This is a genomic window from Tardiphaga sp. vice304 (genome assembly GCF_007018905.1).
Classification (GTDB): domain Bacteria; phylum Pseudomonadota; class Alphaproteobacteria; order Rhizobiales; family Xanthobacteraceae; genus Tardiphaga.
Genome location: NZ_CP041402.1, coordinates 28457 through 44777 on the forward strand (window position 1 = coordinate 28457; position 16321 = coordinate 44777).

Annotated in this window: 13 protein-coding genes; 6 read left to right on the forward strand and 7 right to left on the reverse strand. The window is 64.4% G+C overall.

The features are described from left to right. The first annotated feature begins 10 nt into the window (after positions 1-10). From FNL56_RS00110 to FNL56_RS00120, 3 genes are read left to right on the forward strand one after another with little or no spacing between them, the layout of a single operon-like run. Positions 11-922, forward strand: a complete 912-nt coding sequence (locus FNL56_RS00110; RefSeq protein WP_143571091.1) for an efflux RND transporter periplasmic adaptor subunit — start codon at positions 11-13, stop codon at positions 920-922. Then, positions 922-4029: an efflux RND transporter permease subunit gene (locus FNL56_RS00115; RefSeq protein WP_143578721.1), complete on the forward strand. Its 3108-nt coding sequence runs from the start codon at positions 922-924 to the stop codon at positions 4027-4029. The genes FNL56_RS00110 and FNL56_RS00115 overlap by 1 nt, the downstream gene beginning before the upstream one ends. Continuing rightward, complete coding sequence (locus tag FNL56_RS00120; RefSeq protein WP_143571093.1) at positions 4026-4889, forward strand: efflux RND transporter periplasmic adaptor subunit; 864 nt, start codon at positions 4026-4028, stop codon at positions 4887-4889. Before FNL56_RS00115 ends, FNL56_RS00120 begins: the two co-directional genes overlap by 4 nt. Before the next feature lie 185 nt (positions 4890-5074). On the opposite strand, the gene FNL56_RS00125 is transcribed toward FNL56_RS00120, so the two are convergent. The 3 genes from FNL56_RS00125 to FNL56_RS00135 all read right to left on the reverse strand — a co-directional run bounded on the left by FNL56_RS00125 (position 5075) and on the right by FNL56_RS00135 (position 7731). Next, positions 5075-5638: a PAN domain-containing protein gene (locus tag FNL56_RS00125; protein ID WP_143571094.1), complete on the reverse strand. Its 564-nt coding sequence runs from the start codon at positions 5636-5638 to the stop codon at positions 5075-5077. Between the two features lie 131 nt (positions 5639-5769). Next, the gene (locus FNL56_RS00130; protein WP_143571095.1) at positions 5770-7140 is read right to left on the reverse strand and encodes a glutamate--cysteine ligase; all 1371 of its coding nucleotides are present in this window, start codon (positions 7138-7140) and stop codon (positions 5770-5772) included. A 96-nt stretch (positions 7141-7236) separates the two neighbouring features. Next, a complete protein-coding gene (locus tag FNL56_RS00135; protein WP_143571096.1) occupies positions 7237-7731 on the reverse strand; it encodes a MarR family winged helix-turn-helix transcriptional regulator in 495 nt (164 codons plus the stop codon). A 128-nt stretch (positions 7732-7859) separates the two neighbouring features. On the opposite strand from FNL56_RS00135, the gene gstA reads away from it, so the two are divergent. Beyond that, positions 7860-8474, forward strand: coding sequence for a glutathione transferase GstA (gene gstA / locus FNL56_RS00140; RefSeq protein WP_143571097.1), 615 nt, complete (start codon positions 7860-7862; stop codon positions 8472-8474). A 170-nt stretch (positions 8475-8644) separates the two neighbouring features. Here gstA and FNL56_RS00145 read toward each other — a convergent pair whose 3' ends face one another. Beyond that, positions 8645-10858 (reverse strand): 3-hydroxyacyl-CoA dehydrogenase NAD-binding domain-containing protein, encoded by a 2214-nt coding sequence (locus tag FNL56_RS00145; RefSeq protein WP_143571098.1) that lies wholly within the window; start codon positions 10856-10858, stop codon positions 8645-8647. 98 nt (positions 10859-10956) lie between these two features. Between FNL56_RS00145 and FNL56_RS00150 the strand changes: the two genes are divergently transcribed. After that, complete coding sequence (locus FNL56_RS00150) at positions 10957-11730, forward strand: EAL domain-containing protein (RefSeq protein ID WP_143581696.1); 774 nt, start codon at positions 10957-10959, stop codon at positions 11728-11730. 164 nt (positions 11731-11894) lie between these two features. Here FNL56_RS00150 and FNL56_RS00155 read toward each other — a convergent pair whose 3' ends face one another. From FNL56_RS00155 to FNL56_RS00165, 3 genes are all read right to left on the reverse strand, one after another. Continuing rightward, positions 11895-13103 (reverse strand): acetyl-CoA C-acetyltransferase, encoded by a 1209-nt coding sequence (locus FNL56_RS00155; RefSeq protein ID WP_143571100.1) that lies wholly within the window; start codon positions 13101-13103, stop codon positions 11895-11897. Positions 13104-13307: 204 nt separating this feature from the next. Continuing rightward, a complete protein-coding gene (locus FNL56_RS00160; protein WP_143581697.1) occupies positions 13308-15098 on the reverse strand; it encodes an acyl-CoA dehydrogenase C-terminal domain-containing protein in 1791 nt (596 codons plus the stop codon). A 27-nt stretch (positions 15099-15125) separates the two neighbouring features. After that, complete coding sequence (locus FNL56_RS00165) at positions 15126-15500, reverse strand: nuclear transport factor 2 family protein (protein ID WP_143581698.1); 375 nt, start codon at positions 15498-15500, stop codon at positions 15126-15128. Positions 15501-15534: 34 nt separating this feature from the next. Between FNL56_RS00165 and FNL56_RS00170 the strand changes: the two genes are divergently transcribed. After that, complete coding sequence (locus FNL56_RS00170; RefSeq protein WP_143581699.1) at positions 15535-16128, forward strand: TetR/AcrR family transcriptional regulator; 594 nt, start codon at positions 15535-15537, stop codon at positions 16126-16128. Positions 16129-16321: the final 193 nt, after the last annotated feature.

Sequence of the window (16321 nt, forward strand, 5' to 3'; positions counted from 1 at the left end):
TCGATCCCGCATGAAGCCTTTTGCCTGCTTCGCTCCTTTTGCCGCCCTGGCCCTGGCAGCCAGCCTAGTTCCCGCCAGCAGCGCGGCCAGCGCCGCCGACAGTTCCTCGCCGAGTGGATCGGTGACACCCGGTGGCGCGATGGTGCAGGTCGTCAAGGCAACCAATGCCTGCTTCTCCGACACGGTCCGCGTGACCGGCTTCATCGTGCCACGCCGGGAAGCCGTTGCCGGCGTCGATGGCGAGGGTTCGAAAGTATCCGAACTATTGGTGCGCGAGGGCGACAGCGTCACCGAGAACCAGGAACTGGCGAGGCTGGTTCCGCTGGTGGCCGGCGCCGGACGGGCCTCCAGCCTGCGCGCGCCGGCCGCCGGCCTCGTCATATCCGTCAATACGATCGCCGGCGCGCCGGCCTCGCCGGTCGCGGGGCCGATGTTCAAGATTGCCGTCGGCGGCGACATCGAACTCGATGCCGAAGTCCCGAGCATCCACGTCATGAAGCTGAGCGCCGGCGCCGGCGCGCGGATCAGCCGCGACGACCGTTCCGACGTTCCCGGCAAGGTGCGCCTGGTATCGCCGCAGATCGATCGCACCACCCAGCTCGGCCACGTCCGGCTGTCGTTTGCGTCCAATCCCGGCCTGCGGGTCGGCACCTTCGCCCGTGCCGCGATCGACGCCAGGCGCAGTTGCGGCGTGTCGGTGCCGCGCTCGGCCATCGACCACCTCACGGTGCAGGTGGTGAAAGGCAGCGCCATCGAAACCCGCAAGGTCCGGGTCGGATTGACCTCGGATACGGCCACCGAAATCCTCGAAGGCGTCGAGGTCGGCGACCTCGTCGTCGCCGATGCCGGCACCTCGCTGCACGATGGCGACCAGGTGAGAAGCATGCTTGTCGATGAACTCGACCGATCGCGGGTGCGCTGATGTCCCTGAATATCTCCGCCTGGTCGATCCGCCACCCGCTGCCGTCGATCGTCTTCTCCATCATCCTGCTGGCGCTGGGCTGGATCAGTTTCACCAAACTGGCGATCACCCGGCTGCCCTCGGCCGACATTCCGGTGATCTCGGTCGCGGTCTCGCAATTCGGCGCAGCACCCGCCGAGCTGGAAGCGCAGGTCACCAAGACCATCGAGGACGGCGTCTCCGGCGTCGAAGGCGTGCGCCATATCGCCTCCTCGATCACCGACGGATTGTCGGTGACCACCGTGCAGTTCGCGCTGGAGACCAACACCGACCGCGCGCTCAACGACGTCAAGGACGCCATCACGCGCGTCCGCAGCAACCTGCCGCAGAACGTCAACGAGCCTTTGATCCAGCGCGTCGACGTGATCGGCCTGCCGATCGTCACCTATGCCGCGATCTCGCCCGGCAAGACGCCGGAGCAGCTGTCTTATTTTGTCGATGACGTGGTCAAACGCGCGCTGCAGGGCGTGCGCAACGTGGCGCAAGTCGAGCGCATCGGCGGCGTCGAGCGCGAGATCCTGGTGTCGCTTGATCCCGATCGCCTGCAGGCCGCCGGCCTCACCGCGGTGGATGTGTCCCGGCGGCTGCGCGGCACCAATGTCGATCTCGCCGGCGGCCGCGCCGAAATCGGCAAGAACGACCAGGCGATCCGCACGCTGGCCGGCGCCAAGACGCTGAACGAACTCGCCGGCACCATGATCAGCCTGCCGTCCGGCGGCGAAGTCCGGCTGGAAGATCTCGGCACCGTCACCGATACCATCGCCGACCGTCGCACCTTTGCGCGCTTCAACGGCGAGCCGGTGGTGGCGCTCGGCATCAAGCGCTCCAAGGGCGCCTCCGACGTCGTCGTCGCCGCCGCCGTGCAGAAGCGCATCGACGCGCTGAAGGATTCGTACCCCGACGTCGATCTCAAGCTGATCGACACCTCGGTGGATTTCACCAAGGGCAATTACGACGCCGCGATGCACACGCTGTTCGAGGGCGCCATCCTCGCGGTCATCGTCGTGTTCCTGTTCCTGCGCGACTTCCGCGCAACCGTGATCGCCGCGATCTCGCTGCCGCTGTCGATCTTTCCGGCGTTCTGGGTGATGGACCTGCTCGGCTTCTCGCTCAATCTCGTCAGCTTCCTCGCCATCACGCTGTCGACCGGCATCCTGGTCGATGACGCCATCGTCGAGATCGAAAACATCGTCCGCCACATCCGGATGGGCAAATCACCGTACCGCGCAGCGCTCGAAGCCGCCGACGAGATCGGCCTTGCGGTGATCGCGATCTCGCTTACCATCATCGCGATCTTCGCCCCGGCCTCGTTCATGGACGGCATCGCCGGGCAGTTCTTCAAGCAGTTCGGCATCACCGTTTCGGTGCAGGTTTTTTTCTCACTGCTGGCGGCGCGCTTCGTCACGCCAGTGCTGGCGGCCTACTTCCTGAAAGACCATCCGCACGACGATCCGCCGCCGGGCCGCATCCTGCGCAGCTACACGCGCCTCGTGACGCTGTCGGTAAAGCACTATTATCTCACGGTGCTGATCGGTATCGGCATTTTCGCGCTGTCGATCTGGAGCATCCAGTTGCTTCCGCAGGGCTTCCTGCCGGCGCAGGATTCGGCGCGGTCCTTGCTGGCGATGGAACTGCCGCCGGGCTCGCCGCTCGCCTTCACCGAAAAGACCACCGAAGAAATCGTGCAGCGGCTGCGCAATCGGCCGGAAATCCGCAGCGTGTTCGTCGACGGCGGTCGCGTGCCGCCGGGCCTGCAGGAAGTGCGCCGCGCCTCGCTGATCATCAACTACACGCCGAAGGGCGATCGCAAGACCACCCAGCGCGAACTCGAACTCGACATCGGCCGCGAGCTCGAGAGCGTGCCCGATATCCGCTACTGGTTCCTCGACGAGAACGGGCTGCGCGCGATCTCGCTGGTGGTGACCGGCACCGACATCAACATCGTCAGCAACGTCGCCAACGAGCTGGCGACGCAGATGAAGCGGGTTCCGATCATCGCCAATGTGATCTCGGAGACCTCGCTCGACCGGCCGGAACTGCGCGTGCAGCCCCGCGCCGATCTCGCCGCCCGACTCGGCGTTTCCACCGAAAGCCTGTCGGAAACCATCCGCGTCGCCACCATCGGCGATGTCGGCCCCGCGCTCGCCAAATTCGACGCCGGCGACCGGCTGGTACCTATTCGCGTGCAGCTGGAGGATTCCGCGCGGGGCGATCTCTCCGTGCTGGAGCAGTTGCGGGTGCCGCTCGGCGGCGGCCGCGGCGGCGTGCCGCTGTCGGTAGTGGCCGATATCAAGCTCGACCAGGGCCCGACCAGCATCAACCGCTACGATCGCGAGCGACAGGCCACCGTCGCGGCCGATCTGGTCGGCACCGCCGCACTCGGCGACGCGATGAAGAAGATCTACGACCTGCCGGTGATGAAGAGCCTGCCGAAGAATGTCAGCGTCAAGCAATCAGGCGACGCCGAGAGCCTCAACGAATTGTCCGCCGGCTTTGCCACCGCGATCTCGGCCGGGCTCATGATGGTCTATGCGGTATTGGTGCTGCTGTTCGGCACCTTCCTGCAGCCGATCACCATCCTGTTCTCGCTGCCGCTGTCGATCGGCGGCGCGATCATGGCGCTGCTGGTAACGGGCAAGCAACTGACGACGCCGGTATGGATCGGCATCCTGATGCTGATGGGAATCGTGACCAAGAACGCCATCATGCTGGTGGAATTCGCGGTCGAGGCGATCCGCGACGGCAAGCCGCGCGAGGTTGCGATCATCGACGCCGGCATGAAGCGGGCGCGACCGATCGTGATGACCACCATCGCGATGGCCGCTGGCATGATGCCGTCGGCGCTGGCATGGGGCGCCGGCGGCGAATTCCGCTCGCCGATGGCGCTGGCGGTGATCGGCGGGCTGATCTTCTCGACGCTGCTGTCGCTGATCTTCGTGCCGGCGATGTTCATGATGATGGACGATGTCGGCGCCCTGTCGTGGCGCTACGGCAAGAAACTGCTGACCTCGACCGGCGAGGACGATCACCCCGAACTGCCGCTGACCGGCCCGAAGGTGAAACCATGAACAGACTCGCGCACGCCGCCGTGGCGCTCGGATGGCTGCTGGCGCAGCCAGCGCTGGCCGCCGAGGGGACGGAAGCGCCGAACGGCGCCGCGGTCACGGTGTTGACGGCGGCGAAATCCTGCTTCTCGGATATCGTCGACGTCTCCGGCATCCTGGTGCCGAAGGAGGAGATCGCCATCCGCCCGGATCGCCCGGGGCTGAAGGTCGCCGACGTGCTGGTCGATGCCGGCGAAACCGTTACCGCGGGCCAGATCCTGGCGCGGCTGACGACGCCGGACGGCGGCACGCTGCAGATCCAGTCGACCACCGCAGGATTGGTCAGCGCCTCGACCGCGGTGATCGGCGCCGTCGCCTCCGGCAAGGGCGAGGCGCTGTTCAGCATTATCGCGCGCAGCGAATTCGATTTCATCGGCCAGGTACCGACTGCCAGCCTGCCGAAGCTGAAGATCGACCAGATGGTGCGGATCCGGGTGATCGGCGCCGGCGAGATGGACGGCCGGGTCCGCCGAGTCGCCTCCACCGTGGAGCCGAACAGCCAGCTCGGCCAGGTAACGATCTCGATCACGTCGCCGCGGCGACTGATGAGCAACGCCTATGCCCGCGCGATGATCAAGACCGGCGAGAGCTGCGGCATTGCGGTGCCGCTCACCGCGATCCTGTACGGCACCGGCGCCACCGTGGTGCAGATCGTCCGCCGCCAGCGCGTCGAGGCCCGCCGTGTCGAGGTCGGGCTGATGTCGGGCGGCCGCGTCGAAATTCGCGAGGGCTTGAACGAGGGCGACGTCGTCGTCGCCCGCGCCGGCGCGCTGCTGCGCGAAGGCGATCCGGTGCGCCCAGTGCAGGCGGAGGTGGGGAAGTAGCAGGCCACTTATCCCCGGCCACGCGGCTCCATCGTCCCTTCTCCCCTTGTGGGAGAAGGTGGCGCGGACGAAGTCCGCGACGGATGAGGGGTTACTGGGCAGAGGAGTGCGTGGCACCCCTCACCCGTCTCGACCGCTTCGCGGTCGATCCACCCTCTCCCACAAGGGGAGAGGGAAGAAGAACTCTACCTCACCACGCCCGACAGATATCCCGGCCGGCGCCGCGGCGGCTTGATGTCGTTTTTCAGGAAACAGCGTGCGCCCTTGCCGGCGTAGCCGGGGCGGGCAAAGGTCCAGGCACGGCATTTATGGTCGCCTTGGCAGGCGTCGCGACAGGCGTCGCCGCGTTCGGCCTTGTCGTCGTTCTTGATCTCGAAGCTGCGATAGTCGCCGCCGAAACGGTCGATCGCGGTCTCCACCGGGCCGGAACGCGGCTCGATGACGCCGGCGCCGCGAACCCCGGAGACGCAGCAATAGCTCTCGACCCGCGGCGTCACCTTGTCCTTCAGCCAGCACACGGCAATTTCTGAAGCGTCGCCGGGATAGTTGAAGCTCCAGGCCCGGCAACGTTTGTCGCGTTCGCACAGCAGCGCGCATTCGGCGGGATCGCCGGATTGCGACAGCGAGCGCGAATAATCCGCCCCGGGGCGATCGAAATTGGCCTGGGCGGCAGCCGGTCGGGCCCCGGCCAGCACCGCGCAGAGGGCAAGGGCGGCCAGACACGCTCTAAACAGGCGGCTCCTCGACATCCGGAATGACTTTCAGCGGGTTCTAGCTGCGGGGTCTGCAAAGATGCAGCGCGACGGACATTTGACCGCGCGTCACCTGTACGCCCGATGAACAAGCCTTCAGAAATCACCGATCCGATCAAGCCGCTGATCTAGAAGCAATATTCCTTGTAGGCCGGATCCACCGAGCCCTGCCAGGAGCCGTTGTACTTGTCGAGCATCTCCTCGGCGGGGTTCTTGCCAAGCGCCAGGATGCGTTCGAGCGGCTCCAGATGCCGCGTCTCGTCGCGACCGCCCTGGTCAAGCCTTGCGCGGCGCTTCAACCCGCCATGCGCCAGCGCGACGCATTCCTTGGCGATCTCGAACAGATAGCGGTCCTTGATCCGCGACTTGAAGCCGAGCTTCGGCACGTCGTCGCGCAGCGCCTGACGCTCCGCGGCAGTCCAGTTCTTGACGATATCCCAGGCGGCATCCAGCGCGGCGTCATCATACAGCAGCCCGACCCAGAACGCCGACAGCGCCGGCAGCCGGTTCCACGGCACGCCATCGGCGCCGCGCATTTCCAGATAACGCTTCAGCCGCACTTCCGGGAAGATCGTCGAGAGATGATTGGCCCAGTCCGAAATGGTCGGCCGCTGGCCCGGCATCTTGGCGTTCTTGCCGTCGAAGAAGTCGCGGAACGAGGAGCCGGAAACGTCGATGTAGTCATCGCCGCGCTTGACGAAATACATCGGCACGTCGAGCGCATAATCGACCCAGCGCTCGAAGCCCATGCCGTCCTCGAACGCCCACGGGATCATGCCGGAACGGGCATTGTCGGTGTCGCGCCAGATCTCGGAGCGAAACGACTGATAGCCATTGGGCTTGCCTTCGGTGAACGGCGAATTGGCGAACAGCGCCGTGGCGATCGGCTGCAGCGCGACCGAGACCCGCAGCTTCTTGACCATGTCGGCTTCCGAGGAGAAGTCGAGATTGGTCTGCACCGTGCAGGTCCGGTACATCATGTCGAGACCGTACTGGCCGACCTTCGGCATGTAGTTGGTCATGATCTTGTAGCGGCCCTTGGGCATCACCGGGATCTGCGCGCGCGACCATGACGGCGTCATGCCGAGGCCGAGAAAGCCGATGCCGAGCGGGGTGGCCACTTCGCGCACCTGCGCCAGATGCGCCATCAGCTCCGACTGCGTCTGGTGGATGGTCTCGACCGGCGCGCCGGACAGTTCGAACTGGCCGCCCGGCTCCAGCGAGATCGCGCCGCCGCCGGTCACGTCATACAGGCCGATGATGTGGTCGCCTTCCATGATCGGCTCCCAGCCGAGCAGCGACTTCATGCCGAGCAGCAGGGCCTCGATGCCGCGGGCGCCTTCGTAAGGTACCGGGTTGAGGCCCTCAAGCGTGAACGGCGTCTTCTCGTGCTCGGTGCCGATGCGGAATGCGGATGGCGGCTTCACGCCCTCCTCCAGCCACGCCACGAGTTCGTCGCGCGAATGTAGCGGCGTCATATCGATCTGGTCACGCGCCATGAAAAATCCGATTGAAGGGCGCTGCGATCCATCGCGCGCAGTGTCGGGGACGCCGGCGGACCAGAACGGTCGACGGCGCAGGAGGTAAAATCAGGTTCATCTGGTCGCGGCGTCTTTGGCGGTCGCGACCGGGATAGCCGGACTCTCATGGCACGCGCAACCGAGCCGGTCGAGCAGGCCGCATAATTTCGCGGCGTCCGCATCGGTCAGCTTGGAGCCGACATGTTTCTCGATCGCCGTGGAATAGGCGCAGGCCATCTTCTTGTGCAGTTCGCGGCCAACCTCGGTGATCTCCACGAACAGGCCGCGCTTGTCCATCTTGCATTCGCGCCGCACCGCCAGACCTTCATCGACCAGCCGGTCGATCAGCCGCGAGGTCGAATATTGCGGGATCAGCATCTGTTTTTCGAGCTCGACCGGGCGCATCTCTCCGGCAGGCGACCGCGCCAACTCCTGCAGGGCGTCGAACCACGCCAGCGCCGGATAGCCGGCGCGCTTGAGGTCCTGCTCGACGGCGTCCAGCACCCGGCTCTGGATTCGCATCAGGCGGATCCAGGCGGCGGTCGCCTCGAGCGAAGGTTTGCGTTTCATGGCGTCACGTCGTCCAAATCGAGCGGCACCCTAGCCACTGAATGCAGCTGCATCAATATTGACTATTCCATGCAGCTGCATTTAGTCACTTGGTTGGTCAAACCAATGATCCCAAGGGAGGAATTTCGATGAAGCTGTATTATTCGCCCGGTGCCTGTTCGCTGTCGCCGCATATCGCGCTGCTGGAAGCCGGCCTGCCCTACGATCTGATCAAGGTCGACCTCAAGGCCAAGAAGCTCGAAAATGGCGACGATTACCTGGCGATCAACCCCAAGGGCCAGGTCCCGGCACTCGGCCTCGACAGCGGCGAGCTGGTCACCGAGGGTCCGGTGATCGTGCAATATATCGCGGATCAGGCCACTGCCAAGAATCTCGCGCCGGCCATCGCCAGCGACGCCCGCCGCCATTTGCAGGAATGGCTCGGCTTCATCAATGGCGAGTTGCACAAGAACTTTTCACCGCTGTTCCAGCCGGTGTTCGACGACGAGGTGAAGGTTTTCTTCAAGACCCGCCTGACCGCCAAGTTCAAATATATCGACGGCGCGCTGGCGGGCAAAGACTACCTGCTTGGCAAGGATTTCAGCGTCGCCGACGGTTATCTGTTCGTGATGCTGAAATGGGCCGACCGGATGGGCCTCGACCTCACCGAATTCAAGAACCTCGCCGCCTACAAGGACCGCGTCGGCGCGCGCCCGAAGGTCATGGAAGCGATGACGAAGGAAGGCCTGATGAAGGCGGCGTGAGACTCTGATCTTCCCCTCCCCCCTTGTGGGGGAGGGTGCCTGAGCGAAGCGAAGGCGGGAGAGGGGGAGCCACGAACGCCACAGCTTGTGGCGCCCCCTATCCCGTCTCGAACGCACTTCGTGCGTTCGATCCACCCTCCCCCACAAGGGGGGAGGGGAAGCAAGAACGATCAAGCCGCGAGCTTCTTCGGCGGGAATCGACCGTAGAACGTCTCGCCTTTCGCCGCCATCTCGACCAGCAGCTTCGGCGGCGTGAAGCGCGAGCCGTATTTGGCTTCGAGCTTTTGGCACAATGCCACGAACTCCTTCGTTCCCATGAAGTCGATATAGCTCAGCGTGCCGCCGGTGAACGGCGCGAAGCCGAAGCCGAGGATCGAGCCGACATCGGCCTCCCGCGGATCGGTGATGACATGGTCCTCCACCGTGCGTGCGGCTTCTACCGCCTGCACCACCAGGAAGCGCTGCTTCAACTCCTCGATGTCGAGCGTGTCGGGATCGACCGAGGCCGGGATCAACTCACCAAGCCCCTGCCACAGACTCTTGGACCCCTTGCCCTTCGGCGGATACTCGTAGAAGCCCTTGCCGTTCTTGCGGCCGAAGCGCTCCTGCTTCTCGACCATCTCGACGATCAGCTTCTTCTGCGCCTGGTCGACCGCCTGCGAACCGAGATCCGCCTCGGTGGCCTTCATGATCTTCAAGACCAGATCGAGCGCGATCTCGTCGGACAGCGACAGCGGCCCGACCGGCATGCCGGCCATCTTGGCGGTGTTCTCGATCATCGCCGGCGGTACGCCTTCCATCAGCATTTCCAGGCCTTCGGCAGTGAAGCGCAGCACGCAGCGATTGGCGAAGAAGCCGCGGGAATCGTTCACCACGATCGGCGTCTTGCCGATCACGCGAACATAATCGAGTGCGGTGGCGAGCGCGACGTCGCCGGTGTTCTTGCCGACGATGATTTCCACCAGCATCATCTTCTCCACCGGCGAGAAGAAATGGATGCCGATGAACTTCGACTGGTCGGTGAATTCCTCGGCCAGCGAATTGATCGGCAGCGTCGAGGTGTTGGACGCGATGATCGCGCCTTCCTTCAATAGCGGCTGAACCTTCTTGTAGATCTCGGCCTTGACCGCGCGATCCTCGAACACCGCTTCGATGACGAGGTCGCACTCCCGAATAACGTCGAAATCAGCGGTCGCCGTGATCTTTGCCATCAAAGCCGCCTTGTCGGCCTCCTTGGCACGGCCCTTCGAGATCAGCGCGTCGATCGCCGCCTCGCAATGGCCGAGGCCCTTGTCGGCCGAGGCCTGGTCGCGGTCGATCAGCACCACGTCCATGCCGCCGCGCGCCGAGACGAAGCCGACGCTGGCGCCCATGAAGCCGGCGCCGATCACCGCGAGCTTCTTCACCTTGGTAGGCGGAATGTTCTGCGGGCGGCGGGCGCCCTTGGTCAGTTCCTGCATCGAGACGAACAGGCTGCGGATCATTGCCGCGGCTTCCTTGCTCTGCAGAATCTTGGCGAAGTAGCGCGACTCGACGCGAAGGGCGGCGTCCATCGGCAGTTGCAGGCCTTCATAGACGCACTGCATCACGGCCCGCGCGGCCGGATAGTTGTCGAAGGTCTCGCGGCGATAGATCGCGTTGCCGGCCGGGAACATCTGCATGCCCTGCTTGGAGTAGACCGGACCGCCGGGCAGCTTGAAGCCCTTCTCGTCCCACGGTGCCACGGCCTTGCCGCCGGCCTTGATCCATTCCTTGGCGACCGAAATCATCTCGCCGGCGGGCACCACCGCATCGACCAGCTTCATCGCCTTGGCCTTGGCGAGGTTCAGCGCCTCGCCCTTCAGCAGCATCTGCATGGTATCCTGCGGCTGCAGCAGCCGCGCGATGCGCTGGGTGCCGCCGCCGCCCGGAAACAGGCCGACCTTGATCTCCGGCAGGCCGAGCCGGGTCTTCGGATTTTCAGCCGCGACGCGGTAGTGGCAGGCCAAAGTCACTTCGAACGCGCCGCCGAGTGCCAGACCGTTGATCGCCGCGACCCACGGCTTGCCGGAAGTCTCGATCTTGCGCAGCGTCAGCGACAGCTTGCGACTCTCGTCGAACAGCATCTGCTGGGCGGCTTCCTCGCCTTTCGTCTGCTTGGTTTCGGCGAACAACCGGCCCATGCCCTCCAGCATCGACAGGTCGGCGCCGGCGGAAAATGCCTCCTTGCCGGAGGTGATGACGACGCCCTTTACACCCGCGTCCGCGGTCGTTGCATCGACGATCGCACCGAGTTCCGTGATGGTGGTGACATCGAGCACGTTCATGGAACGGCCGGGAATATCCCACGTGACAAGGGCGATCCCATCGGCATCGGTCTCGATCTTGAAGTTTGCGTAGCTCATCGGACGCTCCTGTGTTCGGTTCGTACAAGCCATTTACCCGATATTCAGTTGTCGTCGTTATCTGAATAGTAGACGGGTCAGGCGAAGGTTAGGGTTTCATGGGTGGCAAGTGTGAGGGATGCCGGGACGATGTTCCGCTCCCGTTCGAATTCAAGATGGCGTTCCAGCCGATCGTCGACCTCAATGTCGGACGCGTCTGGGGCTATGAGGCGCTGGTCCGCGGCCCAAATGGCGAGTCGGCCTGGTCGGTGCTGAGCAAGGTCACCGCCGCCACCCGCTACCGCTTCGACCAGGCGGCACGCGTGCTGGCGATCGAGACCGCCGGCGCGCTGTTCAAGCAGCCGCATCTGCGGCTGTCGATCAATTTCATGCCGAACGCGGTCTACGAGCCCGCCGCCTGCATCCAGAAATCCCTGGCTGCCGCGACGCGCGTCAACTTTCCGTACCGGAACCTGATGTTCGAGTTCACCGAAAACGAACGGATGACGGACGTCGCGCATGTGCAGAAGGTCGTCGAGGCGTACAAGGAATTCGGCTTTATGACCGCGCTGGACGATTTCGGCTCCGGCTTCGCCGGCCTCGGCCTGCTGGCGCGGTTGCAGCCGGACCTGATCAAGATCGATATGGAACTGTTGCGTGACATTCATCTCAGCCGCGCCAAGCAGGCGATCGTCGCCGGCATCGTCGGCATCGCGCGCGAACTCGAAATCACCGTGCTCGGCGAAGGCGTCGAGAGCGCCGAAGAACTCGCCTTGCTGCGCGCCGCCGGCATCTCGCTGTTCCAGGGCTATCATTTCGCCAAGCCTGCTCTGATGGCACTACCCGAAGTACCGTTGCTGAATGCGCCGATCACCGTCCGCGCGACGGGTTGAACTTGCTTCCCCTCCCCCCATGTGGGGGAGGGTGCCTGAGCTAAGCGAAGGCGGGAGAGGGGGAGCCACAAACGCCGTCGCGTGTGGCGCCCCCTCTCCCGTCTCGAACCCGCTTCGCGGGCTTCGAGCCACCCTCACCCACAAGGGGGGAGGGGAAGACCGAACTATACCCGCTCGATGATCGTGGCGGTGCCCATGCCGCCGCCGATGCACAGCGTCACCAGTGCGGTCGACTTGCCGGTGCGCTCCAGCTCGTCCAGCACGGTGCCGAGGATCATCGCGCCGGTGGCGCCGAGCGGATGACCCATCGCGATCGCGCCGCCGCAGACATTGATCTTGTCATTGTCGATCTCGAACGCCTGCATGAAGCGCAGCACGACGGAGGCGAAGGCCTCGTTGAGCTCGAACAGATCGATGTCCGACAGCTTCATGCCGGAACGCTCCAGCACCTTCTTGGTCACGTCGACCGGGCCGGTCAGCATCATCGCCGGCTCGGAGCCGATATTGGCGAAGGCGCGGATTTTCGCGCGCGGCTTGAGGCCGGCCTTCTTGCCGGCAGCCTCGGAGCCCAGCAGCACGGCGGCGGCGCCATCGACGATGCCCGACGAGTTGCCGGCGTGGTGCACATAATTGACGCGCTCGATTTCCGGATGCGACTGGATCGCTACCGCGTCAAACCCGCCCATCTGGCCCATCGTCACGAAGGACGGCTGCAAGGCCGCGAGCGACTGCATGGTCGTGGTCGGGCGCATGTGCTCGTCGCGGGCCAGAATCGTCAGGCCATTGATGTCCTTGACCGGAATGACCGACTTGGCGAAGCGGCCTTCTTCCCAGGATTTTGCGGAACGCTGCTGGCTCTGCACGGCGTAGCCATCGACGTCGTCGCGCGAGAAGCCGTATTTGGTCGCGATCAGATCGGCCGAGACGCCCTGCGGCATGAAGTAGGCCGGCACCGCGATCGAGGGATCGACCGGCCAGGCGCCGCCGGAGGCACCGATGCCGATCCGGCTCATCGATTCCGCGCCGCCGCCGATCGTCATCTCATGCTGGCCGGACATCACCTGCGCCGCGGCGAAATTCACCGCGTCGAGGCCGGAGGCACAGAAACGGTTGATCTGGATGCCCGGCACGTCATTGCCGTAGCCCGCCGACAGCGCCGCCATGCGGGCGATGTCGCCGCCGGCCTCGCCGACCGGATCGACGCAGCCGAGAATGACGTCGTCGATGGTGCCGGGCTGGATGTTGTTGCGTTCCTTCAGCGCCTTCAGCGGCGCGGTGGCGAGCGCCAGCGCGGTCACCTCATGCAGCGACCCGTCGGCCTTGCCGCGGCCGCGCGGGGTACGCACGTGATCGTAGATATAGGCCTCGGGCATTCGGTTTCTCCCGTTTGAGTCCCGGCTGCGAGCGAGCCGGACGAATTTTTATGCAGATCTATCAGCCGTCATTGCGAGGAGCCGTTGCGACGAAGCAATCCAGTCTTTCGCTTGTGGCTCTCTGGATTGCCGCGTCGCTTCGCTAAGAGGGAAGTTGGCTAGCCAACTTTCCTTGGCCTCGCAATGACGGAGTATGTATTGTCTTCAGAACGCTTCCGCCGGAAGCTCCATCGTCGTTGCAGCACCGGTCTGGATGCGCGCTAGATGGACCGAGGTTTCCGGCAACATCCGCTCCATGAAGAAGCGGCCGGTCACCAGCTTGGTGGTGAGATACGGCGTCGCCCCCGAAGCGGCAATCTTGTCCTGCGCCACCTTGGCCATCTTCGCCCACATATAGGCGAAGGAGGTCAGGCCGAACAGTTGCATGTAATCGGTGGCGCCGGCGCCGGCATTGTCGGGCTTCATCATGGCGTTGTTCATCAGCCACATCGTCGCCTGCTGCAGATGGCCGAGCGCGCCCGACAGCGGATCGACATAGGGCTTCATCGCCTCGTCGGCGCCGTGCTCCTTGGCAAACGCCGCGACCTCGCCGAAGAACGCCATCGCCGCACGGCCGCCATCGCGCGGCAGCTTGCGGCCGACCAGATCGAGCGCCTGGATGCCGTTGGTGCCCTCATAGATCATGGCGATACGGGCATCGCGCACGAACTGCTCCATGCCCCATTCGGCGATGTAGCCGTGGCCGCCGAACATCTGCTGCGCCGACACCGCATTGGCAAAGCCGCCATCGGTCAGCACGCCCTTCAGCACCGGGGTCATCAGGCCCATGTGATCATCGGCGGCCTGACGCTCCTTCGGGTCTTCGCTGCGATGCGCGACGTCGCTCTTCAGCGCGGTCCATACCACCATCGCGCGCGCCGCCTCATTGAAGGCGCGGATGGTGAGCAGCGTGCGCCGCACGTCGGGATGCACGATGATCGGGTCAGCCGGCTTGTCAGGCGCCTTCGGCCCGGTCAGCGAGCGACCCTGAAGGCGGTCCTTCGCATAGGCGACCGCGTTCTGATAGGCGACTTCGGACTGCGCGAGACCTTGCACCGCGACGCCGAGCCGTGCCTCGTTCATCATCACGAACATGCCCTGCATGCCCTTGTTCTCTTCGCCGATCAGCCAACCCTGGGCGTTGTCGTAGTTCATCACGCAGGTGGAATTGCCGTGGATGCCCATCTTGTGCTCGATCGAGCCGCAACTGACGCCGTTGCGCGCGCCGAGCGAGCCGTCTTCATTAACCAGCACCTTCGGCACCACGAACAGCGACACGCCCTTGATACCGGCAGGTGCGCCTTCGATGCGCGCCAGCACCAAATGGATAATGTTATCGGCCAGATCGTGCTCGCCGGCGGAGATGAAAATCTTGGTGCCGGAAATCTTGTAGCTGCCGTCGCCCTGCGGCGCGGCCTTGGTGCGCAGCAAGCCGAGGTCGGTGCCGCAATGCGGCTCGGTCAGGTTCATGGTGCCGGTCCATTCGCCGCTCACCATCTTCGGCAGAAAGATTGCCTTCTGCTCAGGCTTGCCGTGCACGACCAGCGCCGCGGTGGCGCCCATGGTCAGGCCGCCATACATCGAGAACGCCATGTTGGCGGAGCACTGGAATTCATTGACAGTCTGGGAGAGCGCCACCGGCAGGCCCTGGCCGCCAAACTCCGCCGGCGACGACAGGCCGAGCCAGCCACCCTCGGTGACCTGCTTGTAGGCTTCCTTGAACCCCTTTGGCGTGGTGACGCTGCCGTCGGCGTGGCGGACGCAGCCTTCGAGGTCGCCGGAGCGGTTCAACGGCTGCAGCACCTGCTCGGACAGCTTGGCCGCCTCTTGCAGGATCGCCTCGCGGACGTCGGGCGAGGCATCGGCGAAGCCGGGCAGATTGTTGTAGTTGTCGAACTGGAACACGTCGTTGAGCAGGAAGCCGACGTCTTCGAGGGGGGCTTTATAGCTGGGCATGAGCGTTCCTTAGATGGAGGTCGACGGTTAGGCGAGACGCTCGCCCATCAGGCGGTGCAGGACATTGATGGCCTTGAGCGGGCGCACCATGACTTTGAAATGAACGATGCGGTCGTTGCTATCGAACGTGATCATATCGACGCCGTTGATGACGATGCCCTCGAGCGTTGTATCGAATTCCAGAATTACACTGCGATCGTTGCGCCATTCGCCGCGATAGGCGAAGCCGGCGCCGCCGAGCACCTTTTCGGCACTGACGAGATATTTGAAGACGATATCACGGCCACGTTGCGGCGTATGCACGACGGGGCTTTCGAACACCGCGTCAGGATGCAGCAGATCCCACAGCACGGCCGGGTCGTGCCCGCGCATGTAGTCGTACTTGGTGTCGAGACCGGTCATCGCCAACACTCTTGTCGTTTCCATACATCCCTGCATGGAAAACTACCCGGACTGGGTGGCGGTCGTCAATACATATGTGTATGGTGAGGGTGTGAAAGATCGCCTCACCATCACCGACTGGATCAAGCATGGCCTGCGGACGCTGGCTGGCCAGGGCGAACAGGCCCTGAAGGTCGGCGCACTGGCCGCCGGGCTGGACGTGTCGCGCGGCAGTTTCTACTGGCATTTTAAGGACATCGAGGATTATCGCCAGGCCTTGCTGCGGGAATGGCGGGAGCGTGTCGGCGACCGCGTGATCCGCGATATCGACACCACGCTCACCGGGCCGGCGCGATTGACCGCCTTGATGCGGCTCGGTTTTGAGGAAGATCGCAGGCTCGACCGCGCCATCCGGTCATGGGCGACCACCGACCCGTCGGCCGCGGCCGTGGTGGCGTCGGTTGATCTGCAGCGGGTGGCCTATATCGCCAAGCTGCTGACCGAATCCGGGGTCGAGAGCCGCAAGGCGCTGCCCCGCGCCGAGTTCATCTACTGGGCCTATATCGGCCAGTCCGCCGTGATGCATCAGTCGCAAACCGCCATCACCGAAGCTGACGTCGACGACCTCGGCGCCTTGTTCACGCGGTAGTCCGGCAATGTCGACGACCGCGCCCGCCGGCTCGGCAGCCTTGCCCTAAGCGCCTGATCTGACCGGCTGAATCGGCAATTATGATGCGGAAGTTAACTTTTACGGCCGATCCGCCACGATCCTTAACCGGTTATTTACCGTAACAGGAAAAAGTCCGGGACAGAGGCAGACCGCCCGCGCCGTTCGCAATTGT